This is a genomic window from Arthrobacter sp. TRD_SC_6, from assembly GCF_055361185.1.
The window spans coordinates 2,872,966-2,897,518 of sequence record NZ_CM143953.1 but is presented as its reverse complement, the minus strand read 5'-3'; the positions used below and the strand labels follow the sequence as shown (position 1 = coordinate 2,897,518).

The 24,553-nt window shown below is 62.3% G+C and carries 24 protein-coding genes; 15 read left to right on the top strand and 9 right to left on the bottom strand.

Features of this window, described 5'->3' with window-relative positions:
* The first annotated feature begins 2 nt into the window (after nucleotides 1-2).
* The 6 genes from leuD (at nucleotide 3) to ACWA1U_RS13730 (ending at nucleotide 6,131) form a co-directional block, all read left to right on the top strand.
* Nucleotides 3-602, top strand: coding sequence for a 3-isopropylmalate dehydratase small subunit (leuD, locus tag ACWA1U_RS13755; RefSeq protein WP_463722725.1), 600 nt, complete (start codon nucleotides 3-5; stop codon nucleotides 600-602).
* A 245-nt stretch (nucleotides 603-847) separates the two neighbouring features.
* Nucleotides 848-2,182 (top strand): UDP-N-acetylglucosamine 1-carboxyvinyltransferase, encoded by a 1,335-nt coding sequence (gene murA, locus ACWA1U_RS13750; protein ID WP_463722724.1) that lies wholly within the window; start codon nucleotides 848-850, stop codon nucleotides 2,180-2,182.
* Between the two features lie 18 nt (nucleotides 2,183-2,200).
* Nucleotides 2,201-2,959, top strand: a complete 759-nt coding sequence (locus tag ACWA1U_RS13745) for a lysophospholipid acyltransferase family protein (protein WP_463722723.1) — start codon at nucleotides 2,201-2,203, stop codon at nucleotides 2,957-2,959.
* Nucleotides 2,956-3,987, top strand: a complete 1,032-nt coding sequence (locus ACWA1U_RS13740; protein ID WP_463722722.1) for an NAD(P)H-dependent glycerol-3-phosphate dehydrogenase — start codon at nucleotides 2,956-2,958, stop codon at nucleotides 3,985-3,987. The genes ACWA1U_RS13745 and ACWA1U_RS13740 overlap by 4 nt, the downstream gene beginning before the upstream one ends.
* A complete protein-coding gene (locus tag ACWA1U_RS13735; RefSeq protein ID WP_463725052.1) occupies nucleotides 3,969-5,120 on the top strand; it encodes a D-alanine--D-alanine ligase family protein in 1,152 nt (383 codons plus the stop codon). The genes ACWA1U_RS13740 and ACWA1U_RS13735 overlap by 19 nt, the downstream gene beginning before the upstream one ends.
* A gap of 21 nt (nucleotides 5,121-5,141) precedes the next feature.
* The gene (locus ACWA1U_RS13730; protein WP_463722721.1) at nucleotides 5,142-6,131 is read left to right on the top strand and encodes a LacI family DNA-binding transcriptional regulator; all 990 of its coding nucleotides are present in this window, start codon (nucleotides 5,142-5,144) and stop codon (nucleotides 6,129-6,131) included.
* On the opposite strand, the gene ACWA1U_RS13725 is transcribed toward ACWA1U_RS13730, so the two are convergent.
* Genes ACWA1U_RS13725 through ACWA1U_RS13705 form a run of 5 tightly spaced genes read right to left on the bottom strand, consistent with a single transcriptional unit; the run spans nucleotide 6,122 to nucleotide 10,698 of the window.
* A complete protein-coding gene (locus ACWA1U_RS13725) occupies nucleotides 6,122-7,594 on the bottom strand; it encodes an insulinase family protein (RefSeq protein WP_463722720.1) in 1,473 nt (490 codons plus the stop codon). The two genes, ACWA1U_RS13730 and ACWA1U_RS13725, sit on opposite strands and share 10 nt — an antisense overlap.
* A gap of 35 nt (nucleotides 7,595-7,629) precedes the next feature.
* Nucleotides 7,630-8,559, bottom strand: coding sequence for an aldose 1-epimerase family protein (locus tag ACWA1U_RS13720; RefSeq protein WP_463722719.1), 930 nt, complete (start codon nucleotides 8,557-8,559; stop codon nucleotides 7,630-7,632).
* 10 nt (nucleotides 8,560-8,569) lie between these two features.
* A complete protein-coding gene (locus ACWA1U_RS13715; RefSeq protein ID WP_463722718.1) occupies nucleotides 8,570-9,067 on the bottom strand; it encodes a DUF3515 domain-containing protein in 498 nt (165 codons plus the stop codon).
* A 15-nt stretch (nucleotides 9,068-9,082) separates the two neighbouring features.
* Nucleotides 9,083-9,415, bottom strand: coding sequence for an MmcQ/YjbR family DNA-binding protein (locus tag ACWA1U_RS13710; protein WP_463722717.1), 333 nt, complete (start codon nucleotides 9,413-9,415; stop codon nucleotides 9,083-9,085).
* Nucleotides 9,416-9,447: 32 nt separating this feature from the next.
* Entirely contained in the window at nucleotides 9,448-10,698 is a 1,251-nt protein-coding gene (locus ACWA1U_RS13705) for an MFS transporter (protein ID WP_463722716.1), read from the bottom strand.
* A 74-nt stretch (nucleotides 10,699-10,772) separates the two neighbouring features.
* Between ACWA1U_RS13705 and ACWA1U_RS13700 the strand changes: the two genes are divergently transcribed.
* From ACWA1U_RS13700 to ACWA1U_RS13670, 7 genes are all read left to right on the top strand, one after another.
* Entirely contained in the window at nucleotides 10,773-11,303 is a 531-nt protein-coding gene (locus tag ACWA1U_RS13700) for an ArsR/SmtB family transcription factor (RefSeq protein ID WP_463722715.1), read from the top strand.
* Nucleotides 11,304-11,450: 147 nt separating this feature from the next.
* The gene (locus ACWA1U_RS13695; RefSeq protein ID WP_463722714.1) at nucleotides 11,451-12,518 is read left to right on the top strand and encodes an LCP family protein; all 1,068 of its coding nucleotides are present in this window, start codon (nucleotides 11,451-11,453) and stop codon (nucleotides 12,516-12,518) included.
* A gap of 90 nt (nucleotides 12,519-12,608) precedes the next feature.
* On the top strand, nucleotides 12,609-13,247 hold the full coding sequence (locus ACWA1U_RS13690) for a SatD family protein (protein WP_463722713.1): 639 nt from the start codon (nucleotides 12,609-12,611) through the stop codon (nucleotides 13,245-13,247).
* On the top strand, nucleotides 13,240-14,085 hold the full coding sequence (locus tag ACWA1U_RS13685; RefSeq protein ID WP_463722712.1) for a hypothetical protein: 846 nt from the start codon (nucleotides 13,240-13,242) through the stop codon (nucleotides 14,083-14,085). Before ACWA1U_RS13690 ends, ACWA1U_RS13685 begins: the two co-directional genes overlap by 8 nt.
* Nucleotides 14,086-14,140: 55 nt before the next feature.
* Nucleotides 14,141-15,145 carry a thiamine-phosphate kinase gene (gene thiL, locus ACWA1U_RS13680; protein WP_463722711.1) on the top strand — a complete coding sequence of 335 codons (1,005 nt, stop codon included), beginning with the start codon at nucleotides 14,141-14,143 and terminating at the stop codon, nucleotides 15,143-15,145.
* A 22-nt stretch (nucleotides 15,146-15,167) separates the two neighbouring features.
* Nucleotides 15,168-16,115 carry a DAK2 domain-containing protein gene (locus tag ACWA1U_RS13675; RefSeq protein WP_463722710.1) on the top strand — a complete coding sequence of 316 codons (948 nt, stop codon included), beginning with the start codon at nucleotides 15,168-15,170 and terminating at the stop codon, nucleotides 16,113-16,115.
* A gap of 234 nt (nucleotides 16,116-16,349) precedes the next feature.
* On the top strand, nucleotides 16,350-18,995 hold the full coding sequence (locus tag ACWA1U_RS13670) for a helix-turn-helix transcriptional regulator (protein WP_463722709.1): 2,646 nt from the start codon (nucleotides 16,350-16,352) through the stop codon (nucleotides 18,993-18,995).
* A 13-nt stretch (nucleotides 18,996-19,008) separates the two neighbouring features.
* On the opposite strand, the gene ACWA1U_RS13665 is transcribed toward ACWA1U_RS13670, so the two are convergent.
* From ACWA1U_RS13665 to ACWA1U_RS13650, 4 genes are all read right to left on the bottom strand, one after another.
* Complete coding sequence (locus ACWA1U_RS13665) at nucleotides 19,009-19,383, bottom strand: hypothetical protein (protein ID WP_463722708.1); 375 nt, start codon at nucleotides 19,381-19,383, stop codon at nucleotides 19,009-19,011.
* Between the two features lie 82 nt (nucleotides 19,384-19,465).
* Nucleotides 19,466-19,642 (bottom strand): hypothetical protein, encoded by a 177-nt coding sequence (locus ACWA1U_RS13660; RefSeq protein WP_463722707.1) that lies wholly within the window; start codon nucleotides 19,640-19,642, stop codon nucleotides 19,466-19,468.
* Nucleotides 19,643-19,646: 4 nt separating this feature from the next.
* Nucleotides 19,647-20,780, bottom strand: a complete 1,134-nt coding sequence (locus ACWA1U_RS13655; protein WP_463722706.1) for a glycosyltransferase family 2 protein — start codon at nucleotides 20,778-20,780, stop codon at nucleotides 19,647-19,649.
* A gap of 226 nt (nucleotides 20,781-21,006) precedes the next feature.
* Nucleotides 21,007-22,113: a LamG domain-containing protein gene (locus ACWA1U_RS13650; RefSeq protein WP_463722705.1), complete on the bottom strand. Its 1,107-nt coding sequence runs from the start codon at nucleotides 22,111-22,113 to the stop codon at nucleotides 21,007-21,009.
* Between the two features lie 195 nt (nucleotides 22,114-22,308).
* Here ACWA1U_RS13650 and ACWA1U_RS13645 point away from each other — a divergent pair, with 195 nt between their 5' ends.
* Both ACWA1U_RS13645 and ACWA1U_RS13640 read left to right on the top strand, forming a co-directional pair.
* Entirely contained in the window at nucleotides 22,309-23,583 is a 1,275-nt protein-coding gene (locus ACWA1U_RS13645) for an MFS transporter (RefSeq protein ID WP_463722704.1), read from the top strand.
* 158 nt (nucleotides 23,584-23,741) lie between these two features.
* Nucleotides 23,742-24,545: a GAF and ANTAR domain-containing protein gene (locus ACWA1U_RS13640; protein ID WP_463722703.1), complete on the top strand. Its 804-nt coding sequence runs from the start codon at nucleotides 23,742-23,744 to the stop codon at nucleotides 24,543-24,545.
* Nucleotides 24,546-24,553 lie beyond the last annotated feature (8 nt).

Here is a 24,553-nt window from a genome sequence, read left to right as displayed (position 1 = left end):
CCATGGAAAAAATCACCACCCACACAGGAATCGGCGTCCCGCTTCGGCAGAGCAACGTGGACACCGACCAGATCATCCCCGCCGTCTACCTGAAGCGGATCACCCGCACGGGCTTCGAGGACGCCCTTTTCGCCGGATGGCGGAAGGACGAGAACTTCATCCTCAACCAGGAGCCGTACAGCCGTGGCTCGGTACTGGTGGCCGGCCCCGACTTCGGAACCGGATCCTCCCGCGAGCACGCGGTCTGGGCACTGAAGGACTACGGCTTCAGGGCGGTCTTGTCCTCCAGATTCGCGGATATCTTCCGCGGCAACTCAGGAAAGCAGGGCCTGGTTGCCGCGCAGCTTGCCCAGGATGACATCGAGTTGATCTGGAAGGAGATCGAGGCACATCCGGGAACCGCTGTCACGGTGGACCTCGAATCCCGGCTCGTTACCTGCGGTTCGATCGTCGCTCCGTTCCAGATCGATGACTACACCCGGTGGCGCCTCCTCGAGGGACTCGACGACATCGGGCTGACCCTGCGCCACGAAGAGACCATCACGGAGTACGAGACCCGGCGGCCAGGCTACAAGCCCACCACCCTTCCCATACGGACCTGACTGCGCGCCCTGGCAGCAGGCACACGCAACATGTGTCTAAATGCAATGAGGATCACTCAGCGCGCTGGAATTTAGCCGGCGGCTCAGCCGTTGACACCAGCGTTGAGAGCCGCAAGGGCTCCCATGCCAGGTGAGCTGTGGCCCCACAGGACCATGTTGGTATTTCAGTCTGGTATCAGTAGCTCCTATGCTTAGCAGGAGTCTTTTCTGCCGGGGGGCTTACACGTTTAAGGAAATAGGTGTTCATGGGTAGCGTTCTGACAATCCGTGGTGGTGTCCCTCTCGCAGGCAAAGTAAACGTTCGCGGTGCCAAGAACCTGGTGCCGAAAGCCATGGTTGCCACCCTGTTGGGAAATGCCCCGTCGGTACTGCGGAACGTCCCTGAGATCAAGGACGTGGACGTTGTCACCAGCCTGTTGAAGCTTCACGGCGTCGAGGTGACCAAGGACCCCGTAACGGGTGACCTCACCATGGATCCCGCCAACGCCAAGATGGCCGCGTCCAAGGACATCGACGCCCACGCCGGCGATTCGCGCATCCCCATTCTTTTCTGCGGACCCCTGATGCACAGCATCGGCGAAGCATTCATCCCGGACCTGGGCGGATGCAAAATCGGCGACCGCCCGATCGACTACCACCTGCAGGTACTCCGCAACTTTGGCGCCGTCGTCGACAAGCGTCCGGGCGGCATCTCGATCTCCGCGCCTAAGGGCCTTCACGGCGCAAAGCTTGAACTGCCGTACCCCAGTGTTGGCGCTACCGAGCAGGTCCTCCTGACTGCCACCCGTGCCGAAGGCATCACTGAACTGAGCGGTGCCGCCGTCGAGCCCGAAATCATGGACCTCATCGCGGTGCTCCAAAAGATGGGCGCCATCATTACTGTGCAGACGGACCGTACCATCCGCATCGAGGGAGTCAAGGAACTCGGCGGGTTCAACCACAAGGCAATCTCGGACCGCAACGAAACGGCGTCGTGGGCATCGGCCGCGCTGGTCACCAAGGGCGACATCTACGTTGAGGGCGCGCGCCAGCTGGACCTCACCGCCTTCCTGAACACCTACCGCAAGATCGGTGGCGCGTTCGACGTAAACGACGACGGCATCCGCTTCTACCACCCAGGCGGCAAGCTCTCGCCGCTGGTCCTCGAAACGGACGTGCACCCCGGCTTCATGACTGACTGGCAGCAGCCCCTCGTGGTTGCCCTCACACAGGCCGAAGGCGTTTCGATCGTCCACGAGACAGTGTATGAAAACCGGTTCGGCTTCACCGATGCCCTGGTTCGTATGGGCGCCAACATCCAGGTCCACCGCGAATGCCTCGGCAGCGTCCCGTGTCGTTTCGGCCAGCGAAATTTCCTCCACTCGGCGGTGATCTCCGGCCCGGTCCAACTCCGTGGAGCAGACATCGACATTCCGGACCTGCGCGGCGGCTTCAGCCATCTCATTGCAGCGCTGGCCGCCAATGGCACGTCCCGCGTGACCGGCATCGAACTGATCAACCGCGGCTACGAGAGGTTCCAGGACAAGCTCGAGGGCCTCGGCGCGGACTTCGACCTCGAATCGACAGGGACCGTCCGCTAGGCGCGGCACGCTACCAGCATGACCGAACCTCTCTCCTCCCGCGCCACATTCGCGGTGCTCGCGACCATCCTCCGGCCTGTCATGAACGTCATGATGGCCAAGAAATGGCGTGGTGCCGAGCACCTCCCCCGGGACACCGGCTTCATTGTCTGCCCCAACCACGTCACCGAGATCGATCCGGTGGTCATCGGTCATTTTCTCTACAACAACGGGGTGCTGCCGCACTTCCTCGCCAAGGCATCCCTCTTCAAGGTGCCAGTGTTCGGTGCCGTACTGAGAGCAACGCTTCAGGTGCCGGTGGAGCGCACGACGGCGGGAGCCAACCACTCGCTCGAGGTCGCCAGGGAAGCCATCCAGGGTGGCGGTGGAATTATCATTTACCCCGAGGGCACGTTGACCAGGGATCCAGACATGTGGCCCATGAAAGGACGCACTGGCGCGGCGAGGCTGGCACTGCAAACGGGCGCTCCCGTAGTTCCCATCGCCCACTGGGGTGCACACGAGGTGTTCCCGCGCTACGCCAAGCGGCTGCATCTGTTCCCGCGCAAAACCAACAGGGTACTGGTGGGAAAGCCGGTGGACCTGTCGGATTTCCAGGGTGGCCCGATCACCCGCACCACTCTGGAAGCTGCCACCGAACGCATCATGGCGGCCCTGACAGACCTGGTGGGGGAGCTTCGTGGCGATACGCCGCCCAACGAGCGCTGGGACCCAAGCACCAAGAACCAGAAGGGCACGGGCCGCAATTTCGAGAAGCCCGAAGGTGAGGCGAAATGACCCGTCGGCCTCCCGCCGTCGTCGCCGTCCTGGGTGCAGGCAGTTGGGGGACCACGTTCGCGAAGGTCCTTGCTGATGCCGGCGTTCCCCACGGCACGCAGGTGCGTCTGTGGGCGCGGCGGGAGGATATCGCCCGGGAAATCAACACCCGGAGGACCAACAGCCAGTACCTTGCCGAAACTGTGCTGCCCATCAATATCACCGCTTCCACCGACGTAGCGGAGGTGCTCGACGGCGTTGAGCTGGTGGTCATCGCCGTTCCCGCGCAGTCACTGCGGTCACAGCTCGGCGCATGGAAGTCGCTCATCGCGCCGAACTCCGTTGTCGTGTCGCTGATGAAGGGCCTTGAGGTGGGCACCGATGACCGCATGAGCCAGGTGCTTGCCGCTGAGCTTGGGTTGCCTCAGGAGCGGATCGCCGTCGTCTCCGGCCCCAACCTCGCCATGGAAATTGCGCGGCAGGAGCCTACGGCTTCAGTGGTCGCGTGCCCCGACGCCGAGGTGGCGACGTGGATTGCGGCGGCGTGCACTGCGTCGTATTTCCGGCCGTATACAAATACCGACGTGGTGGGCGTGGAAATCGGCGGGATCGTGAAGAACGTGATCGCCCTGGCTGTTGGCATCTGCGAGGGCAAGCAGATGGGTGACAACACCAAGGCTTCGGTCATCACGCGCGGCCTCGCCGAAACAACCCGGCTGGCCGTTGCGCTCGGCGCGGACGCGGAGACGATGGCGGGGCTCGCCGGCATGGGAGACCTCATCGCCACCTGTTCGTCCTCACTTTCCCGGAACCACACAGCCGGGCGGCTGCTGGGCCAGGGCCTGACGCTCGAAGAAGTGACGGCGAAGATGAACCAGACCGCCGAGGGCATCAAGTCCGCGCAGGCGGTGCTGGACCTGGCGCGCCAACTCGGGGTCGACATGCCCATCACGGCTAGTGTTGTTGCAGTGCTGCAGGGAAACCTGTCGGTACATGACCTCGGCCCGCGCCTGCTGGCCCGCGATCTGAAATCCGAAGGCGAGCTGTGACTTCACCCTCCGAATCCTCCAAACCCCGTGTCCTCGTGCTGTTCGGAGGGCGGTCGAGCGAGCATGCAGTGAGCTGCGTGACCGCTGCGGGCGTGCTGGATGCGATCGACCAGGACAAGTACGACGTCGTTCCCGTCGGTATTGCGAAGAACGGCCAGTGGTCGTTGGTTTCCTCGGACCCCTCGCAGTGGTCTCTGCGTTCGTCGGTGCTTCCCGAGGTCCCGGTCTCGGCCGAGTCGGTTGTGCTCGCCACGGCGTCGGACGGCGGAGAGGCCCAGGAACTCGTCGCGACGTCCATGGGCCAGATGCCACGCAGCCTCGGTGAGGTTGATGTGGTCATGCCGCTGCTGCACGGCCCGTTCGGTGAAGACGGAACGCTGCAGGGCATGCTCGAGATGGCCGATGTCCGCTACGTTGGCGCGGGAGTCCTGGCGTCCGCCGTCGGCATGGACAAGCATTACATGAAGGTCGTGTTCGCCTCCGCTGGCCTGTCGGTTGGTCCCTACGAAGTGTTCACCGACCGTGAGTGGACCCGCGACCGGTCGGCTTGCCTGGCGCGGGCAGCCCTCCTTGGTTTCCCTGTCTTCGTGAAGCCCGCGCGTGCGGGTTCCTCGATGGGTATCTCCCGGGCGATCTCCCCGGCGGAGCTGGAGACCGCTGTGGAGGTTGCGCGGGAGTTTGATCCCAAAGTAATCGTCGAAGCGGGCATCGTGGGCCGTGAGATCGAAGTTGCGGTACTTCAAGGCCGTGGCACGGAGGATCCCCGGACCAGCCTGCCGGGCGAGATCGCCGTGCAGCCCGGTGATCACGAGTGGTATGACTTCGAGGCGAAATACGTCGATGGCAGCGCCGCCGAGTTGAGCTGCCCTGCCGACCTTCCCCCTGATGTCACGGACCGTGTCCGCGAGCTCGCGGCGAAGGCCTTTGACGCGCTGGGTACGGAGGGACTGTCGAGGGTGGACTTTTTCTACACCCCTTCCGGCGACCTCATCATCAACGAGATCAACACCATGCCCGGCTTCACGCCGATCAGCATGTACCCGCAGATGTGGGCAAAGTCCGGGCTGACGTACACCGAATTGATTGACGAGCTGATTGCACTTGCGCTGGACCGCAAGACCGGGCTCCGCTAGTCCCTCCTGAATGCGTGGTCAATGATGACTGAGTCCAAACGGCCTACCCTCCGCGACATCGCCGAGGCTGCGGGACTGTCGAAGGCGGCCACCTCCTATGCCTTGCGGGGGCTTCGGGGATCTGAGAAGACGGTGGCGCGCGTGCGGGCCATCGCTGAGGAAATGGGCTGGTCCGCTGACCCTATCGCCCGCGCGCTTGCGGGGGGACTGACCGGAAACGTTGCGATCGTCGGGTCGCTCGGGGATATGTGGCGCCAGGGGCTCGCGGTCATGCTGTCCGAAGCTCTTCGCGACCGCGGGATGTTCTCTGCGATAGCCGACGTCGACACGTCGCCCGAACGCGAGCAGACAATCCTGGAAAGCCTGGATCCGCGGCGCCTGGATGCCGCCATCGTGCTGCCGGTGGACCCATCGGCTGAGTACTGGGCCGATGTCCCGGAGCGGATCCGCCTGATCTCCGTCGGTGATGCACTGGCGCACAGGCCCTCTGCCCAGACCGTGCTGTTCGACAATGATTATGGCATCGGGACTGCCCTGCGGCACCTCGCGGAACTGAACCACACATCCATAGGGCTCCTGGCGCCGTCGTTGCCCTCCACCCCCGGTCGCCCGGCGCAGCTGCTGGTGGAAAAGCTCGGGGCCGAGCTGGGGCTGACGGTGGCGGTGGAGTCCTCGCGGTCATCGGTCAGCGGTTCCTCCGAGGCGGCGGCTTCCCTGCTGAAGCGAGCCGACCGCCCGACGGCGTTGCTCTGCCTGGGCGATTCCCTTGCGTTCGGCGCTTACAGCGCGGCGCGCTCACTGGGGCTCTCGATCCCGGGCCAGTTGTCGATCCTCGGATTCGATGACAGTGAGCTTGCGCCGCTCGTGAGTCCGGAACTGACCACCTTCGGTTGGGACGAGCAAGCGATTGTTGCCGCGGCCATTCGCGGAGTTATCGACGACGACGGCCCCCAGTCGGTCATGTTCCGACCCGAGTTCATCCTCCGGAGTTCAACCGCGCGCTATTGCTGATGTGCGGGTTCTTCAGGGGCGGGTAGTTGAGCGCTCTCGGGGACTTTGGCGCGGATGAGCTGGACTGCCCGTTTCCCCTTGGCGAACCAGGCTGCGCTGATCTCCATGGTCAGTCCGTCCGCAGAGGTCACTGCGATCGCTCCGTCTGCGGTCTCCTCGAAAGCGACGACGTCCTTCCAGAGAATGGAGGTGTAGACACCGTCGCTCATGCTGAAACCGTCGTCGCCAACCACCAGCTTCGCACCTCTGGGGACACCGCCAACCGCACCTAGCACACCGCGCCGGAAGCTCTCGCCGGTGATCAACGGATAGTCCCTGGCGCTTTCCGGACATAGCGCCGGATCCTCGGGTTGGAACCCGACGGGCACGCCGAAGACCAGCGATTCATCAAGGAGGGACAGAACGTACTGGCAAGTTTGCGGCGTTACCCGGCGCAGGAGGTCCATTTTCTCTGATCGAACGATAACCGGCTCGTCCAGCAGGAAGCTCCGTGCGGTCCCGAAGGCCTCGTCGGCAGCGTTGCGTGGATCCTCGAGATACTCCTCCAGGTCCTTGACGGCGGACGCCAGTTCGGCAACGGTAGGTCCGTCGTCGCGCATGGACCGCAGGATCCGTATCAGCCCCAGCCTGGCGTCCTCGATGTGGTGATGAGGCGGGTCAGCCAGTAAGCACAACACGCCGCGGTGGTCGAGATCGAGAATAGGCTCAATCCCGACCTCGTAGATCCAGCCCTCGGCATGGCGTAATTCATCCATGATCCGTGAGCGTAGGAGAACACCCAGAATGAGTGCAGCTTCCACGTCAACGTCGCTCAATCTGGGCAGGTCGAGCGAAATGCTCAGCTGCGGGCCGGTGTGCTCAAACCACATGGGATAGGGCAGTGGAATGCGGACCGCCGGCTGGGGAATCCGGCGGCGTCCTTCCGGCAAATTCAAGCGCAACTCCTCTGGCGGAGGGCCGCTCAGGACGAGGACGGCGTTCTGACGAGTGAAAAACTCGCCAAGGTACGCACGCACAGTGGGCTCATCGATGGCGTGCAGGGAATGAGGCGCCACGTCGCACAGTCCAAGCGAACGCACCCCGAATCGGCGGCGCAGGTGCTGGGAGACGGCGGGGTCCACGACGGCTCCGCCCTCAGCTTCGATAACCTTCTTCTCAACAGGGAGCCGACGCATTGGCGGATTACTGATTGACTCGCACACCGCGGCAAGGAATGCGGTCACGGCCTCGGGCCTGCCTTCGGTGGTGAACACGGTCCAGGTGGGCTCGACGAACGCGTTGGTTGCATCCCGGCCATCGGACGCTTCGGCCATGATGAGGTGTTCGGCAAGGTGGGTGATACCCGCAGTCATGAAGGTCTCATCCCGTGCGCCCACCCTGAACACCAGAGCGGCATTCAGCGGTCCTGAAGCGTCAACCCAGAACACAGGTACCCCGTCAACTTCCTCCTGATGCAGCATCATAGCGAGATCATAGGCGAGTTCAGAGAGTTCCCAGCTTAGAGCGCGTGAATCCGCCAGCCGACCGAATGGGTCTCCCCAGGCTCCAACACAAGGAGGTCCGTGCCGGAATTGAAGGCATCCGGCGGGCAGGTCATAGGTTCAGCAGCGAGACCCAGGCGTGAAACAGCAGGGTTCGGTTTGTCGGCCGTGTGGATCTGGACCCAGGGGCAGGTCGCGTCGAAGGTGATCGCAGCCCCATGCCCGTCGGCGGCGAGCACCGAAACGGTGGCGGTGCCGCCGTCGTCGTACTCAAGGCCGGTGTAGGCGTGGTCCGCGAACGCGTCAGCGATGACGCGGGGCTCACGGAAGTCGAGGTCCGGTGCCTGCGCCAGATCAGTGAGTTCCGTGGGAATCAGCCTGTCTTCGGTCACCAGCAGCACTGACGACGCCGGGACGTGCAGCGTCCAGTCGTCAACGAGGCCCTCCCCAGCAACCAGGTATGGGTGCGCAGAGGCGCCGTACGGTGCCGCTTCCGGTCCGGGATTGACGGCGGTTATGGTGGTGGACAGCCCGGTGTCGCTGACGCTGTAGAGCACCTCGACCTCAAGCCGGAATGGGTAGCCCATCTGGGGGACGATCGTGGCGGACAACCGCACCGAAGAGGCGTCCTGATCCACCAGGGACCAGTCCACCCAACCGAGCAGGCCGTGAAGCGCGTGCGTGCGCTGGGGTTCGGTGAGGGCCAACTGGTAGTCCTTGCCCCTGAAGCTGTACTTGCCGTCAACCACCCGGTTAGGCCAGGGAACGAGGACCGCGCCGCGGTAGGACGGTCGAAGCTCGTGGGCGTCGTAGGGAACAACCAGGTCGCGGTTGTTATGGCGAAGGTAGCGCACCGAGGCGCCGACGCTGGCGATGGACGCCGTGTACGGACCGTGCTCGAGCGTGTACTGGGTGCCTGAAACAGGAGTGGAGTCGGTGGTTTTCATCGTGCCCAGCTTAGCTGTCGCTGGGCAGCTCGACTGTGTCCTCGAGGCTCAGGCATTCTTCTGTCTGCTCGATCTGGGTAACTGCCCCACCGAGATCGACGAGTACGGTGCTTGACGCGACCTTGTTCGGGTCGAAGAGCACCTCGATCGCGGGGGTCCGGCCGTAGGTGACGGCGGTCCACACGTCGGTCTCGGTGGACTCCCGGATGACCCAGTCGACGTCGTTCACCGAAGCGCAGGGGTCCGTGGTGGGAGCGGGAAGTTCAACTCCACAACGCAGCACCACCATGGACGGATCACCCCAGGCTGCGGTCGCCTGGCTGTTTGTCTCACGAAGGGTGTGCTCGGCTACCGTCTCAGGCAGTCTGATCATCACTTCCGCGCAGTCGGGATTGACGGCGTCCGGTGCCGCATTCACGTTCACGATGGGGGAGCAGGCGCTCAGCGACGCAACCAGCAGGGCGCCCGGGATGGCAGCACGCAGCAGGGTACGCAGGTTCGAAGGCATGCCTCAAGCCTAACGTCAGGATTCGACGTCGTAGGCCCCCGGCCGCAGCCGCCCGCCGGCCAGCAGGAATGATTCCTCGAGCAGCTCGCTCAGCTCGTCAACACCGACTCGGGCAAGACGGACAAGGATCAGTTGGGGTGACTTTTCGTGATGCGGTGTCCAGAAGAAGGTTTCCGGGCTGGTCCCGGCCAGTGCTTCCCGTTCCATGGTTTTTACGGTCAGGACCGCAGGCTCCCACATTCTGGCCATCAGCGTCTTCGCGAACCAGGCTGGCTGGCTCCAGCTTTGGCGCTCGGTCACGCCGGGCAGGGCAAGGCAGATGCCGCGGACGTCAGATTCAGTTGCCATGCCTGACCTTCCCATGAGGGTGTGATCCTAGGTCAGGATTCGACGTCGGCTGCATCAATGGCCTTGTCGGTGAGGATGGGCATGAGCCCGAGCAGCGCGAGCGTCAGCACACCCATGATGCCGAACATGGCCTGCAATCCCAACCACTGCGCCAACAAACCGCCGGCAGCTGCTCCGAGCGGCATGGTTCCCCAGGCCAGGAGCCGGTAGGCGCTGTTCACCCGTCCAAGCAACCGGTTGGGCGTGATGCGCTGCCGCAGGGATACGGTGATCACATTCCAGAGGACGATCAATATCCCGCCCACGAAGAACGCGGCACCCAGGATGAACGGGTTATCCGTCAGCGCGGGAGCTCCGACAAATAACGCGCCACCGACCATGGTCAACGCCAGCGCCTTGGACCGCCCGAGCATGGCTTCCGCCCACTCCGCCATGAAGGAACCGAGGAACGCGCCGGCCGCCGACGCAGTCAGGAGGATCCCGAACCCGACTTCCGTCAGCTTCATGACCGACGCCGGCCCCACGGCAAAGAGCACGAAGACAGCGAACGCCGCACTGGAAGCGAAGTTGAACGTGCCGGTCATGACGGCCAGGGTGCGCAGGATCTTCTGGTTCCAGAGGAAGCGGAGCCCCTCGGCGATGTCGTACCTGAGGCTGGTCTTCTGCTCCCGTTCAATCCGGAAACTCCCGCGCACCAGGAACAGTGCACCGACAGCCGCCAACCACAGGGCCGCTGGGACCGCGAAGCCCGCGACGACGCCGGCCGCAACCAGGAATCCTCCAAGCGGCGGCCCGATGAACTGGTTGGTGGTGAGTTCGACAGCGTAGAGCCGGCCGTTGGCGCGGGAGAGCTGGTCGCGATGCACCACCTGCGGCATCATCGACTGCGCCGAGGTGTCGTACAGGGTTTCGGCAACACCCACGAGGAGTGCCACGACGTAGAGGGCCCAGATGGAGCCAAGGTCCAGCAGGATGACGGCTATCAGCATGGCCGGGATAATTGCGCGCGTAATGTTTGCGAACAACATGAGCCATCGCCGGTCCAGCCGGTCGGCCAGCGCACCGGCGGTCAGGGCGAAGAGCAGCCAGGGGAGCGTTCCCGCGAAGGACAACCCGGCAATGAGGGTGGGGGACTGGGTGAACTGGATTGCAAGGAGGGGCAGCGCGATCTTGAAGACGCCGTCCGCCAGGTTCGACAGGCCCGATGCGGCCCAGAGCTTCCAATAAGGGGCGCCGAGCGGCGCGCGCAGCTTCTGGTCCACTTTCGCGGCATCGCTCTTCATGTGTGAACCATGACACAGTGATTGAGAAAGTTCAAGGCGATTGATAAAGTTTCTGATCACCATAGAATTGCGGTATGAGTTCATGTGACGACGGCGGACGCCCGGCTGCCGATGCCCGGGAGATAAAGGCGCTCGCGCATCCGCTTCGTTTGCGCATCATCCGCTTGTGCGGCCTGAAGGAGCTGACCAACAAACAGCTGGCCGACCGGCTGAACCAGGATCCCGGCACGGTGCTTTACCACGTGCGCCAACTGCTGGCCGCGGGTTTTCTGGAACCTGCCGCGGTCAGGACGGGTGAAAGCGGGGCACTCGAGAAGCCGTACCGCTCGACGGGCCGCTCCTGGGCGCTCGACACGGCGTTGGATGAGGCTGGGGCTGAGGGGCCCCTGGCGCCGGTCGAGGCGTTCCAGGAGGAACTACGCGAAGCAGGCCCCAACGCGTTGAGGGGACTGTCGCGGTTCATGCTTCACCTGTCTGACGAGGAAGCGTCGGAGTTCAACGAGCGAATTCAACAGGTCATTCACGAATACACAGGAACCGATGCCGAGCGCGCAGGCCAGCAGGCTTATGGCGGGATCTTCGTGCTTCATCGATCTGCGGACTGAATGACTCCTGTATAACCTCTTAGCTTATTTGTTCACTTATATAAGCCATTCGCTTATGGTTACTAAGGCAAGCCGCAGTATCCAGCTATTTCCCTACGTCGCTCGGTACTATTGCATATTACTGACAATTGCGATAGGAGCCGTGGATTGACCACGCAGAACTACTACGACGACGACGCCCCGCGCGCTCCGAAGAAGAGGAAGCACCCGGTCCGCACTACGCTACTGGTGCTTCTGGCCTTGCTCGTCGTGGGGGCGCTTGTCGCTGCCGGTTACATCTTCAGCCTTGCCACAACGTTCAACTCCCGTACCACAACGATCGAGTCTGCGTTCCCTGAAGAGTCCGCTCGACCTACCCGCCCGGCTGCTGCGGACGGTGCCATGAACATCTTGCTCATGGGAAGCGACGCACGTGCCAGCGAGGCCGCCGAACAATCGGACCTGCCGCAGACGCCGGAAGGGTCACGCTCCGACACCATGATGCTCATGCACATACCCAAGGACCGGCAGAACATCTACGTCATGTCGATCATGCGGGACACCTGGACCGAGATCCCCGGCCAGGGCATGCACAAGATCAACGCCGCAGTGTCCTTCGGTGGTGTGCCACTGGTGGTGCAGACAGTTGAGGCAATGTTTGACGCGCCTATCGACCACGTGATGATCGTCGACTTCGAAGGCTTCAAGGGCCTCACTGATGCCCTCGGCGGAGTGACCGTCGACAACCCGATCGCTTTTCAGTCGGAAGGCATCGAGGGTGAGTTTTTCGAACAGGGACCCATAACGCTCGACGGCGAATCTGCGCTCAAGTTTGTCCGCGAGCGCTACGCCTTCGCTGACGGCGACTACCAGCGTGTACGCAACCAGCAACTCTTCGTCAAGGGCCTCATGTCTGAATTCCTGAGCACCAGCACCCTCACCAATCCGATGAAGATGAGCAACGTCGTGCATGAGATTTCGCCCTATCTGCGGGTCGACGAGGAGTTTGATGCCACCGCCGCCGGCGCACTCGGTATCAGCCTGGCGAGAATCCGCAGCGACGATGTCCGGTTCTTCACCCTGCCGAATCTGGGCGTAGGCACCTCTCCGGACGGCCAGTCGATTGTGCTCAAGGACGAGGCTGCTATCGCCGAAATTGCCGCAGCCCTCGATGAGGGATCCTTGGGAGAATACGTCGAAACTGCGGATCTGGATGAAGCAGGAGCGCAGGGCTGAGCGCGGACCCTCCATCTGCGAACCTCAAGACACACAGCCGACGATCCGTACCACTTATATGCGAGCCTCTATAAGCTGTAGGCTTATCAAATGGCGTCATCAATCATCGCTCTCATCGTGGACATCGTGGGTTCACGTAAAGCTACAGACCGGAAATCGGTTCAGCAATCCATCCGGCAGGCCTTCGATGTGGCAGAGGAGACTTACAGTTTTCGCCGCTCGCTCTGGCCGACTGCAGGGGATGAGTTCCAGGCAACCTTTTCCACCATCGCCGACGCGCTGCTGGCCACGGCCATAGCTCGCCTGCTCCTGCCCGAGGATGTCGACTGCCGGTTCGGGCTTGGCCACGGCTCCACAGACGACATAGACGAAGGACCGGATGGGGCTATCCAGGACGGCTCGGCCTGGTGGAGGGCGCGCGCGGCTATCGAGGAGTCACACCGGAGGGAGCAGCGCAGCGATCCGTACCTGAGAACGTGGTTCGTTTCAGACCGAGGGGACGCGCCCATCGTCAACGCCTATCTGCTGCTGCGTGATGAGAAGATCAACTCCATGAGCCCCCGGGACAGGCGGCTCACCGCCGGTGCACTGCTCGGCAGGAACCAGACGGAGCTTGCCCGGCTGGAGGACATCACGCAGCCAGCAGTGTCGCAACGGCTCAGGCGCTCCGGCGGGTCGGCCCTCATAGCCGCCCATCATGAACTGGTGAAGGGGCAGGCCAATGGTTAGCTCGATCCTCCTCCTCATGATTGGCCTCAGTGACCTGATCGGTGGTGCCAGGCGCGTTCATCCGTTGGCAGGGCGCGGGGTTGTCCTCGTCGGGGTATCACTGCTGGCCGTCTTCGGCCTCGGAGCGCACTGGTGGGCGGTTGCCGGAAGCGTGCTGCTCGCTGTCGGCTGGATTATGGCGATGTCCCGGCCTTCCGGTTCTACCCGGCGGGGCAAGAATCCCCGGCTATGGCCGGTGGTGGTCCTGTTCGTCACCTTGGTCGGGATTACTGCCTATGACCGGACGGGGTCCACGGCATCAGGCTTCCTCGTCGACGCCTATTCGCTGATTGCGCTTGATGCGGCACGGGCAATTCCCCTCGCAACGGTGATGGCAGCCGTTGCAGTCGGGGTGTTCCTCACCCGCAGTTCGAACATCATCACGCTCGCTGCACTTGGCCGGTCACACCAGGAGGCTGATGCGGCGGCTGCCATGGGCGAGGCACCGATTTCGGGTGACCTGGAGCAGGCTCATAGCCGAAACAGGTGGGAGCTGTTCATTCGTGGCACCCGGGTGGCGAGTATCCGGACGGGGGAGCCGGCGTCGTCGGGCCCTGCCTTGAAAGGTGGGCGGCTCATCGGACCGCTCGAACGCCTGCTCATCGTCGTGCTCGCGTTCAGCGGGGCACCGGCAATCATCGCCGCACTTGCGGCTGCAAAGGGAATCGTCCGGTTTCCGGAGATCGCGGAAGACAAGGGATCGGGGTCCAAGGCCGAGGAATTTTTAGTGGGAAGCCTTGCCAGTTGGACCCTGTCGGTGTTTGCCGTGCTCTACCTGCACCTCTCCCTGCTGAACTGAGTCGAATATCCACAGGTGAACCTGATTCGTCGTACCCGCGAAGTACGGTTGGACCATGCCACTCACAGTCGCTGAACTGAGCGAGCCCGCACTGCTCGAACGCATCCTTCCCCGGCTCCAGGGCGGAGCGCCGCATGGGCCCGGAGTCCTCGTTGGGCCCGGCGATGACGCCGCCGTGCTTGCGGTCCCTGACGGCAGGGTAGTGGTGTCAATTGACACCCAGGTCCAGGACATGGATTTCCGGCTGCAGTGGCCGAGCGGGTACCGCACCACAGGGTACGACGTCGGGTGGAAGGCTGCCGCCCAGAACCTCAGCGACATCAATGCCATGGGTGGGCGGGCAACCTCCCTTACGGTCAGCCTCACCCTTCCGGGGAGTACAGAGGTGCAGTGGGTCGAGGAGTTCGCTGACGGCCTCACCGCTGCCATCAGGGAACTCGGGGCGTCGGGGTGCTCGGTGATTGGGGGTGACCTGGGTGCCGGACAGCAACTCTCCGTGACCGCAGCAGTCACCGGTTCCCTGGACGGACGAGCGCCCGTGCTGCGCTCGGGGGCGCAGCACGGGGACGTCGTCGTACTCGCTGGGACCGTGGGGCGTGCCGCAGCCGGGCTCGCACTTTTAGAGTCTGCCCATGCGCATGGTTCGCTCGAAGCGGAACACCTCGAACTTGTCCGTTCCCAGTGCCGGCCGGTGCCTCCGCTGGCTGCGGGACCGGCGGCTGCCCAGGCCGGCGCGACGGCAATGCTGGATATTTCTGATGGCCTCGTGAAAGATGCCAACCGCCTTGCCACGGCCAGCGGAATGGAAATCCGCCTGGACCCGGCGGCCCTGCGGCGGTTGGCGAAACCACTCGCCAGCGCGGGCCGCCTGCTCGGTGTGGACCCAGTCGAGTGGGTGCTTGGAGGAGGGGAGGATCACGGGTTGGTAGCCACCATTAACCCTATTGTTATGACCCCTCCCGGGTTCGCTGCGGTAGGCTCGGTAGTGGCCGGGTCCAATGGAGTGACCATCGGGTCGCAGTCGCCAGACAACGTGGGATGGGATCACTTTGCAGACTAAAATCACCGCTAACGCGTCTGCGATGAAGCGATGGTTGAGCAAGGCTGAAGAGTCCCTCGGTAACCACAGTGACCGCCTGAACGCGATCAACATCTTCCCCGTAGCGGACGGCGACACCGGCACGAACCTGTATCTCACTGTCCGTGCAGCGGCACGCGCCATCCACGACCTCGAGACCCATGACCTCGGGGACCTGCTGAAAGTGGCAGGGCAAGCCGCCATGGAAGACGCCCGCGGCAACTCAGGAACCCTCTTCGCCGTATTCTTGGCAGCAATTTCCGAGCCAATGCATGGAGCCAACCGCCTGTCGGGCCCCCTTCTGGCCGCGGCGCTCAACCGGGCACAGATCCGCAGCTGGTCTGCCCTCAGCGACCCCGTGCCAGGAACCATGTTGTCCGTCCTGGAAGCTGCGGCCGTTGGAGCCGCCACGGTGGACCAGGCGCACAACGGTGATGACAGCAACCACGCCCTTGCCATGACGCTACAGGGAGCCGTTGAAGCCGCACTGGAAGCCGTTGTCCAAACTGAGAGTCAACTCGGTGCGCTGCGGGAAGCCAAGGTAGTTGACGCAGGGGGAGTGGGTTTCCTCCTCATCATGGACGCGCTCCGGGCCGCCTCCCTCGGTGAAGAGCTGCAGGACGAGTTGATCGACGGCCTGCACGGTTATGACGTTCAGGCACCGCACATCCATAACGGTATGCCGGCCGAAGGGGTCGAAGTGATGTGCACCATCAACCTCAGCCCGCTCGATGCCGCCACCCTCCGGCTTCATCTCGACGAGGTAGGAGACTCAGTGATCATGAGTGCGGTTACCGAAGTTGAGGAAGGCTACCGCTGGCGCGTTCACGTTCACGTCCCCGAAGCTGAATCCGCCCTGAAACTCATCGAGGAAGCTGGTCAGCCAAGCCACGTCTCGGTGACCGAACTCGCGGGAGCCGGCGCCGTCGTCGTACAGGACACAGGGACGTAAGATCCGGGGGACTGTGGTGGAAAAGATGCTGCATCAAACTGAAGACATTTGAACGATTTAGCCCTCCTCCGGCCTGTCGCCTTCGAATTAATCTCCGGAGTGGTGTATATATACCGTCCGCTTCGTATACTCGTTTAGGCGTGGGTTGCTTGGGGCCGCAAATCCGCGTCTATTTTAACGCGCTCATAACCGTCATGTTGCCGGAAATGCGCTGTCTGGGGATGAGGTGAGCGCATGGGCCAGAGCTGGCTCGCGAGCTCGTCCGCGCCCATTTCCGATAGGGCGCAGGCCCGGTCGGAAGTTTTCCGATCACTGACGTCCGCCTACCTCTTCGGGTCTGTGGTCGTAGGCAAAGCCGGTGTCGGTAAATCCAATTTCCTGCACCAGGTACTGAGCGATGTTGGGGAAGGCACGCACATTGTCCTAGTCAGAGGGACGGCGTTGGCTGCGGGAAAGCAGTACAGCGCCCTTGCCTACCTGCTCAAGGACCTCGCACTCAACGAATACGACGGATGCGAGACCGTGACGAACGCCTTGACGGGTTACCTGCAGGCGAAGGCCGGCGCCGACCAGATCATCATGCTCATCGAGAATGCGGACGCCCTCGACGTTGAGTCGGCCGATGTGCTCGCACAACTCGCACTGAACCGTTCAGTCAAGTTGCTCGTCGCGTGCAGGGACCTGGCGCAGTGCCCGCCAAGTCTGATGACGCTCTGGTTGGAAGGTGCGCTGCTTCGGATAGACCTGAATAGGATGTCGCTCGCGGAGGGAAAGGCCCTGCTCTCCCAAGAACTGCAAGGGCGGATCTCCCGCGCTGCAGCGCACGCGTTGTGGGACTGCGGAGCGGGGAACGCACGGCTGATGCAGCTGCTCGTGCACGACTTTGTGCACTCGGGGAAGCTTGTCCTGCAGGGAGAAACATGGGTGCTGTGCCGTGGTCCGATCAAGGTCGCGCAATCGACGGCGGATGCGACCATCGCGCGGCTTGGTCCACTGAGCGACCAACAGACACTGCTGCTTGAGATGCTGGCGCTTTCGGGGCAAATGCCCATCGCTCTGGCGATGGCCCTTGGCACAGTCGAGGATCTGGACCATCTGCACACTGTAGGTGCCATCGAGCTCTTGCCCGGGCCTCAGCAGATGGTCCGCACGGAGTGGCTGGTTGCCCAGGTTGTCCGGGAAAGGGTGGGCCCGTTCCGGCGGATCAACTACCTTGAGGCGGTGAGAAGTGCGCATCCAGGCGAAGATCTTCCCATTCACCCGGTGCGCCTCGCGGAATGGACCCTCGAATGCGGGCTGTCCTTGACCCCTAAGCAGGGTTTCGAGGCAATGAGGTTAGCCAATGACCATGAAGATCCGGACACCGCGCTCCGGGTTGCCGCTGCCCTCGGTGGTGAGGACAGCGCCGATCTTCCTTTGATGCTGGAAACCGCGCGTGCTCATTTGCAGGAAGAAGATGAAGCTTCCGCTCTGAGGGTTTTGGACAAGGCTCGGATAGCTGCCCGCAACTCCTTCCCCGATGGGGAGCTCGGCTGCCTGGATTCGTCAGAGCGTGGGGGAGCGGGCCTTCAAATTGAGCTGATACGTGCCTCACTCGTCAGACTCGAGCGGCCCAAGTGCAGTCAGCCGGGCGAGTCCGTCGGCGTGCCTCAGGGTGATAACGAGGTACTCCTTGCGCAGCTTGAACAGCTCGCCAGCGAGGGCCGCTATGAGGCGATACGGCCAGCGGTGGAGTCCATTGAAGGCGGCAGACGACGGGCCGAGCCGGAAACTGAGATTCAACTACTCGGATTGATTGGTCTTGCCCATGCGGTCACCGACCGGCAGCGGGAGGCACTCGGAATTGTCGAGGAGGTCAGGGCAAGTCTGCACTCGGTTCGACTTTCGATACCCGCACGGGCCCGCCTCACCGTTCGTGTCAATCTAATACTCCAGCTGACGGGACAGCTAGTTGGAGACGGGAACGGGGCCAGCCACTACCTTGAGTCGGGAACCGAAGACGGCACGGCGGGCGAGCTCCTGGACGGGATTTATGCTGCGCAACAGGGCCGGGCGCCCGAAGCACTGCAGTATCTTATTCCCGCACTGGCTCAGCTACAGGTCTATGACCGCATGGGGCTCAAGAACGTCGCTTCCGCGGCAGCCGCGTACAGTTACGCACTTCAAGGCGACCTCGTGAGGATGCGCCCCTTGTTGGTCCCGTTTGACGATCGTCAGGACGCAACACCAACAGGGATTCCTCTCTACTCACTTCGCTATTTCATCGCACTTACCCTTGCCGTCATCGGGTCCGGCTCTGAAGCGGTGGCACGGTTGGAGGAGCTTGCACGGGAGGAATCGGAGGCCGGAAGATTTGCTTTGGAGTTGCCCGTCCGTGCGGCCATCCTCCGGCTCGGTGGTCATGGGGCGGCTGAGCCTTTGCTGGCTGTCGCCACGCGCATTCAGGGTCCGTTCGCCGAAATGTGCACGCGTTTCGCCGAGGGCATCCTGCACAAGAAACCGGATTTGCTACTGGAGGCGGTCAGGGACGCTGACTCCATGCATAACGATTTGTTCTCCACGGCTATCAAGAATGCCGCGCGGGCGATCGCTGTGGCGACAGGAGACCGAACGCTGGCACGTCAGGTAAGGCGGGTGATGGTCACAACGCCGGACCAGACGGAAGAGGTCGACGCTGATAAGCAGCTGAATCTTCTTACGCCGCGCGAGGAGGAAGTTGCGCGGCTTGCGAGGGTGGGGATGGGTAATAAAGAGATGGCATCGCGTATGCATGTGAGCGTCAGAACGGTGGAAGGCCATCTATACCAGATCTACGTGAAGCTTGGCGTGAGCAGCAAGGCTGACCTTATTGCTGCGCTCCGAGACGGGAAGTCCGAATAAGGTTCCCTGAATCTCATTGGGTTTCCTTCGCCAGATAAGTTCCGGTGAGTTCCTGGACAGTCTGCTGACCGCATTCGCTCAGCGAAACAAGGAGGGTATCGGGTATGTGCGCTTCCCCGTTGCGGAGCCGCGACTCTATCGCTTCTGCTTCCGTCTTGAGCCGGGTTGCACCCACCATCACTGACGACACCTTGATGCCGAGCAGGATGTCGAGTGCCGCCTTAATGTTCCGGTCTGCTGAGGCATCCAACAGCCCGGTGTAGCGATAATCCCAGATGCTGATGAAGTCCCGTACAAAATTCCGAACCGGTTCCGCATCGTGGAAATCATTTTCCATCACCCAAAGTGCAGTCGAGTCCAGAACGGGTGGCGGGACCTCTGTCGGCATGTGTTTCCTTGTGAAGCGTGGTGTGTTGAGGGAGAAATGAGGCACGGAAGGAAGCGATGAGCTCCCTTCCGTGCCTACCAGATCAGTTAGAGGAATCGGCCGTAGCCTCCGAGCGCGGAACCATACGGGCGACGGCCATTCCTGCGGCCAGCAGCGCGAATCCGGCGAGGCCGGCCCAGAAAAAGTCTCCAGCTCCTGTGTAGGCGAGCGCTCCTGAGGCTACGCCGGCGGACATCGGTGCAGAAGGGTTGTTATACATTCATTTACCATTTTCTTTCTGATCGGCGCATTACGTCGAAGTACGCACGCGCGTGAACTGCTTGGAGGAACATTTCATAAGGGAGTTCGTACATTGTTGTGGTGAGGATTCTTGAGCGCTGGCTTTTGTCTTTCAAGGTGATATAGCGCTCGAGAACGAAAATTCCAGTCACCGCCAGCCAGAACGGATGAAAACCGATCCCGCCGATCACCAGGAAACTCCAAACGAGGGAGCCGAGGTAGGCGAGTGTGATAGTTATTCCAACGAAGCTGAGAAGCTGCCTTCCCCAGTAGGGAGCCGTAACCCGGGTGAAGCCGTACTGGAAACAGTTCTCCATGGCTCCCCGCTTCCATCGGAGCCGCTGCGACCAAAGCTCACGCCAGGAAGTCATCGCGTCGGTAATCAGGAGGCAGTCCGGCGGCGCCAGCAGCTTCATTCCCACGGTCATGACAGCAAAGCTCAACTCGTTGTCCTCGGTGAGAACCGTGGTGTCGTACACGCCACCCGCGCCGTCGCCAGCAGGTAGCTCACCATTGAGCCGGGCACGTGAGATCTTGTGAAGAGTACTGACCCTGAACATGGCCGCGGTTCCAGTCACCACAAGGCACTTGCCCTTGAGCCGGCGCACGTCACGGGCATACCGGGCGTACTCGTTGTCCTGCAGATGGATGATGAATCGCTCGGCGCGCGTAGCCCCGGTCTCGGCGGGCACCGCGCGGAAGGTGCCGCCCACTGCTCCCAGGTTTGGGTCCCGCCTGATATGGCGGTCAGCGCTTGCCACAAACTTTGAGTCGAGAATCGAGTCTGCGTCCTGTATCAGCACGGCGTCGTCGTCGTTAAGGTGCGGGAGGATTTCCTTGAAGCACTGGTTCAGTGCCCCGGCCTTTTTTGCTGTGTTTCCGCTGGTCTCGAAAACTGAAACTTCGGGGATATTCATTTCGCGGACAATTTGAACCGTTTTGTCGATGCAGTTGTCGGCAATAACCATAATGTGATCCGGGCGGTCGGTCTGGTTCAGGAGACCGCGAACCGACTGGGCAATCAGCGCTTGCTCATTGTGCGCTGGAATTAGCGCCACCACATACGTGGTGCGCTGCGCCAGGCCTCTAGGCCGCTCGCGCACTAATTCGGCAGTCATCCGTCTCCTCAACAATTTCCTTAGGTCTTTAAGGAGATTATTGAGTTTTCAACTATTGCGCACGGGTAATTGCTACCTGACTATTCGCAACGGCACTCCGCAATTACCCGCGGATTTTTCAAAGCGCGATACCTGTCTACTGGCATAAGTACCTGGGCAGCATAAAATGGCCGGTCCGGGTACTACGTGCGTAGTACCCGGACCGGCCGGCGAAGGAGGTGATGCGTCAGCGAACCCGTGGTGTTGGCACAGAGGTCCGCGTGACGGCGGTGAAGCCTGTCTTCGTGCCGGTAACCCGCACGGTAAGCGTCTTACCGCGATCGGCTGCGGTGACCTTATACCCTCTGGCAGTCGCCTTGGGGATGGCAGCGCCTGCCCGGTACCACTGGTAGCGCACGGAAGTCCCGGCACTCCAGGTGCCCGCTGCCGCACTGAGTATCCTGCCGATGCGCGCCTGACCCAGGACGGTTGGTATGGGCGCCAGCGGGATGGGGGATAGTGAGACAGCTTGAGCTGGCCGGGGTGTGAAGGAGAAGTCCCTGAGCGTTACGGCCTCGGGCCGGATCTTCGTGGGATTGCCTCCCCCTCCTCCGGTAACCCATAGGTTGAAGTGGACGGCCTCGCGGGCGGGCACTGGGACGGTTGCGCCTTGTAGAACCGTGCGTTTCAGCAGCTTTCCAGTGAAACCTGTTCCCACGAATGTCTCAAAAGTGATCTTTTGAGGTTCCCAGACCATGCGGTGGGTAAGGATGGCGTCGTTGGTTGCGCCGAACACAATGGTGTTGTTGCCCTGCCCTGGCGGTTTGGTGCTGTCGAACCAATAACCGTGAGCCTGGCTCACCGGCCAGGACTCCCCGTAGGCGGCCCCTCCACCCCAGGCGGAGGCCTCGCACAGGTCAATCTCGTTATAGCCGGGCGTTGCTTCCGGGTCGTAGGTGAACAGGCAACCCCACACCACTTCCTTCTGCAACAGGTTCACATTCTTTTCGACCGTTGTGCTGTAGGTCCCATAGCCGAATCCCCGTCGGGTTGACATGAACTCGGCACCGATAGGCGCACTCCCTGAAGGGTTTGTGATTTTCAAGGTGACGTGACCCGAGGAATTGGGATTTGTCACATTGGCCGGGTCGTACAATTTATTGAATTGCGGGGCGCCGCCCCAAAAGCGCTTCTGCCAGTTGAAGCCCTCCCAGGCGAAGCTGCCGGCTGGCCCAGGGTCTGTCACGTTCACAACCCTAGCGGTGTTCGCGTCAGCCGGGCTGGCCGGACCTGCAATGAGCACACCGATGACGGCGGCGCACGCCGCGCCGCTCAACGCTCGAGTAAAGCGCATCTCAATCTCCTTCTGAACAATGACCTTGCTTGGGAACTTGGGAACCTGATCAATCATGGAAGCGGCAACCGGCACTTTCTTCGAGTAATCAGCCAGCAAAAACGCATGGTTTGCTCAGTTTTTGCAGGTGTGCAGGCGGCCCATACAGGCCGCTAGGCTGGAAGATGCCCAATCCAGCTGCCGCCTTGGAGGAAAATGTCCCGGCCCCATGTTGATCCCAGGCATGAGCATCAGCACACTGGTGCATCGTCAGAAGCCCCGATGCGCGGCGCGCGAACGGGCCTGGCTCTGATTGGCTTACTGCTCATAGCGGTGAATTTGCGGGTGTCGTTTGTCAGCGTGGGTCCGGTGCTGGACAACATCAGCAACGATCTCGGGCTGTCGAGCGCAGCGGCCGGCTTCCTCACCGGTCTGCCGCTCATCGCCTTCGCGCTGTTCTCCCCAGTGGCCCCTCTCGTCGCGGCGCGTGTCGGACTGGACAGGGCGCTGTGGGCCTCGCTGCTGTTACTGGCGCTCGGAATTGTTTCCCGGTCTATTCCTGTTCCGGGACTTATCTGGGTAGGCACGGCACTCATCGGAGTTGCGATTGCCAGCTTGAACGTACTGGTGCCCTCTCTGGTCAAGAGAGATTTCCCGGATCGGGTGAGTCAGGTGACCGGGGCCTACACCGGTTGCCAGGCGGCCTTCGCGGCGCTGGGTGCCGCCGTCGTCGTTCCCGTGGCGCAAAGCTCGCCGGCTGGCTGGCGGGTGGCGCTCGGGATCTGGGCCGGGCTGGCCCTTCTGGCCCTCGCTGCACTGCTGCCGCGTCTGATGCGCCGGGCGGGCGAATCCAGCGGAGTCGAACGGACCGGGGCCGCGTTCCGCTCTCCGTGGCGATCAGCGCTCGGCTGGCAGGTAACCGTCTTCATGGGGCTGCAGTCCATCGCGTTCTACGTACTCATGGCCTGGCTGCCTACGATCGAGCAGAGCCGTGGGGTGCCTGCCACAACTGCGGGTATGCATCTGTCCGTGTTCCTGCTGGTCAGCGTGTTCGCCAGCTTGGGAGCCGGCGCAATTCTGCACCGCGGGAAGGACCAGCGGCGCATCGCCCTGTTAAGCAGCGTCCTCACCTTCGTCACTTTCACGGGCCTGGCGCTCGTCCCCGCGCTCTCCCTGCTGTGGGTGTTCGTGGGAGCTGTGGGCTGCGGTTTTCACATCGTCATAGCGCTCTCGTTCTTCAGCCTGCGCTCCGTCAGCTACCCGCAGGCGGCAGCGTTGTCAGGCATGGCGCAGTCGGTGGGTTACGGACTTGGCGCGGTGGGTCCGGTTATGTTCGGTGCGCTGAGGGACGCAAGCGGCGACTGGACCCTGCCGCTGCTGGTCACGTCGGCGGTGATGGTCATGCTGTGCGTGTTCGCGTTGCTCGCGGGACGCGACCGGGTTATTGGCTCGGAAGCGGACGTACCTGCGCCGAAACCGGAGCTCGCCTAGGCGGTTTCGGCCCAGTCCCGCTGCATGGCCACACCTCGCTTCGGCGGGCCATAGCGGGCGCCCCAGATCTGCATCTGAACCGCGGAAGATACTTAGACTGGCTAATGAGTTACTCTATGCGAAGATACTTGATTCTTGAACCTTTGAAAGGGAACGCCGTGGGCGAATCTGTCTCGTTCGAACCTGAGGCCCCTGCGGTCGATAACGCCCCTGAGACCCCTACTGGGCAGCAGGAGCAGTCAGTGATCTCGGAGCTGCAGGATCTCATTCTTGCCACGTCGGATATGCAGGAGTTCCTCAATGAACTCGCCGTGCTCTCCGCCCGCAGCGTCAGCCAGCCCGGTCAGGAAATACTGTGCGGAATCACGCTGCTTCGTCATCGCCGCGCAGCCACGGTCGCCTACAACAGCGAACGCGCCAAGGCTATGGACGAACTTCAGTACGAATACCAGGAAGGCCCATGCCTGACGGCGGCGAAGCAGCAGCGCACCGTTGTGGTGCACGATTTCCGCACCGAGAGCCGCTGGCCGGAATACGCCGAAGTCGTTGCTGGCAAGGGTATGCGTTCCATATTGTCGGCTCCATTCACCATCGGCCCCGATGCCCACGCCGCCGTGAACCTGTACTCCGCCCAGACAGACAACTTCAATGAGGACGACATAACCTTCGCGGAGGCGTACGCCCGCCAGGCGTCCAAAGGTTTGCAGCTCGCGCTGCGCATGGCGCACTACAGCGAGGAAGTAAACCACCGCAGCAGGGCGATGGAATCGCGTACGGAGATCGACGTCGCCCTGGGCATCGTCATGGCCCAGAACCGCTGCAGTCAGGCTGATGCCTTTGAGATACTGCAGCGCGCTTCCAGCACCCGGAACGTCAAACTGCGCGCAGTCGCCACCGAGATTGTGCAGCGTGTTTCAGGTGCAAGCTCGGAAACTCACTTTGGGGGGCCCAGCAAGGGCTGATTCTCGCT

What these genes read in the sequence shown, in the direction of transcription:
- leuD (WP_463722725.1), top strand. Translation starts at nt 3, where the DNA reads ATGGAAAAAATCACCACCCACACAGGAATCGGCGTCCCGCTTCGGCAG.
- murA (WP_463722724.1), top strand. Translation starts at nt 848, where the DNA reads ATGGGTAGCGTTCTGACAATCCGTGGTGGTGTCCCTCTCGCAGGCAAA.
- ACWA1U_RS13745 (WP_463722723.1), top strand. Translation starts at nt 2,201, where the DNA reads ATGACCGAACCTCTCTCCTCCCGCGCCACATTCGCGGTGCTCGCGACC.
- ACWA1U_RS13740 (WP_463722722.1), top strand. Translation starts at nt 2,956, where the DNA reads ATGACCCGTCGGCCTCCCGCCGTCGTCGCCGTCCTGGGTGCAGGCAGT.
- ACWA1U_RS13730 (WP_463722721.1), top strand. Translation starts at nt 5,142, where the DNA reads ATGATGACTGAGTCCAAACGGCCTACCCTCCGCGACATCGCCGAGGCT.
- ACWA1U_RS13725 (WP_463722720.1), bottom strand. Translation starts at nt 7,594, where the DNA reads ATGATGCTGCATCAGGAGGAAGTTGACGGGGTACCTGTGTTCTGGGTT.
- ACWA1U_RS13720 (WP_463722719.1), bottom strand. Translation starts at nt 8,559, where the DNA reads ATGAAAACCACCGACTCCACTCCTGTTTCAGGCACCCAGTACACGCTC.
- ACWA1U_RS13715 (WP_463722718.1), bottom strand. Translation starts at nt 9,067, where the DNA reads ATGCCTTCGAACCTGCGTACCCTGCTGCGTGCTGCCATCCCGGGCGCC.
- ACWA1U_RS13710 (WP_463722717.1), bottom strand. Translation starts at nt 9,415, where the DNA reads ATGGCAACTGAATCTGACGTCCGCGGCATCTGCCTTGCCCTGCCCGGC.
- ACWA1U_RS13705 (WP_463722716.1), bottom strand. Translation starts at nt 10,698, where the DNA reads ATGAAGAGCGATGCCGCGAAAGTGGACCAGAAGCTGCGCGCGCCGCTC.
- ACWA1U_RS13700 (WP_463722715.1), top strand. Translation starts at nt 10,773, where the DNA reads ATGAGTTCATGTGACGACGGCGGACGCCCGGCTGCCGATGCCCGGGAG.
- ACWA1U_RS13690 (WP_463722713.1), top strand. Translation starts at nt 12,609, where the DNA reads ATGGCGTCATCAATCATCGCTCTCATCGTGGACATCGTGGGTTCACGT.
- ACWA1U_RS13685 (WP_463722712.1), top strand. Translation starts at nt 13,240, where the DNA reads ATGGTTAGCTCGATCCTCCTCCTCATGATTGGCCTCAGTGACCTGATC.
- thiL (WP_463722711.1), top strand. Translation starts at nt 14,141, where the DNA reads ATGCCACTCACAGTCGCTGAACTGAGCGAGCCCGCACTGCTCGAACGC.
- ACWA1U_RS13675 (WP_463722710.1), top strand. Translation starts at nt 15,168, where the DNA reads ATGAAGCGATGGTTGAGCAAGGCTGAAGAGTCCCTCGGTAACCACAGT.
- ACWA1U_RS13670 (WP_463722709.1), top strand. Translation starts at nt 16,350, where the DNA reads ATGGGCCAGAGCTGGCTCGCGAGCTCGTCCGCGCCCATTTCCGATAGG.
- ACWA1U_RS13665 (WP_463722708.1), bottom strand. Translation starts at nt 19,383, where the DNA reads ATGCCGACAGAGGTCCCGCCACCCGTTCTGGACTCGACTGCACTTTGG.
- ACWA1U_RS13660 (WP_463722707.1), bottom strand. Translation starts at nt 19,642, where the DNA reads ATGTATAACAACCCTTCTGCACCGATGTCCGCCGGCGTAGCCTCAGGA.
- ACWA1U_RS13655 (WP_463722706.1), bottom strand. Translation starts at nt 20,780, where the DNA reads ATGACTGCCGAATTAGTGCGCGAGCGGCCTAGAGGCCTGGCGCAGCGC.
- ACWA1U_RS13650 (WP_463722705.1), bottom strand. Translation starts at nt 22,113, where the DNA reads ATGCGCTTTACTCGAGCGTTGAGCGGCGCGGCGTGCGCCGCCGTCATC.
- ACWA1U_RS13645 (WP_463722704.1), top strand. Translation starts at nt 22,309, where the DNA reads ATGTCCCGGCCCCATGTTGATCCCAGGCATGAGCATCAGCACACTGGT.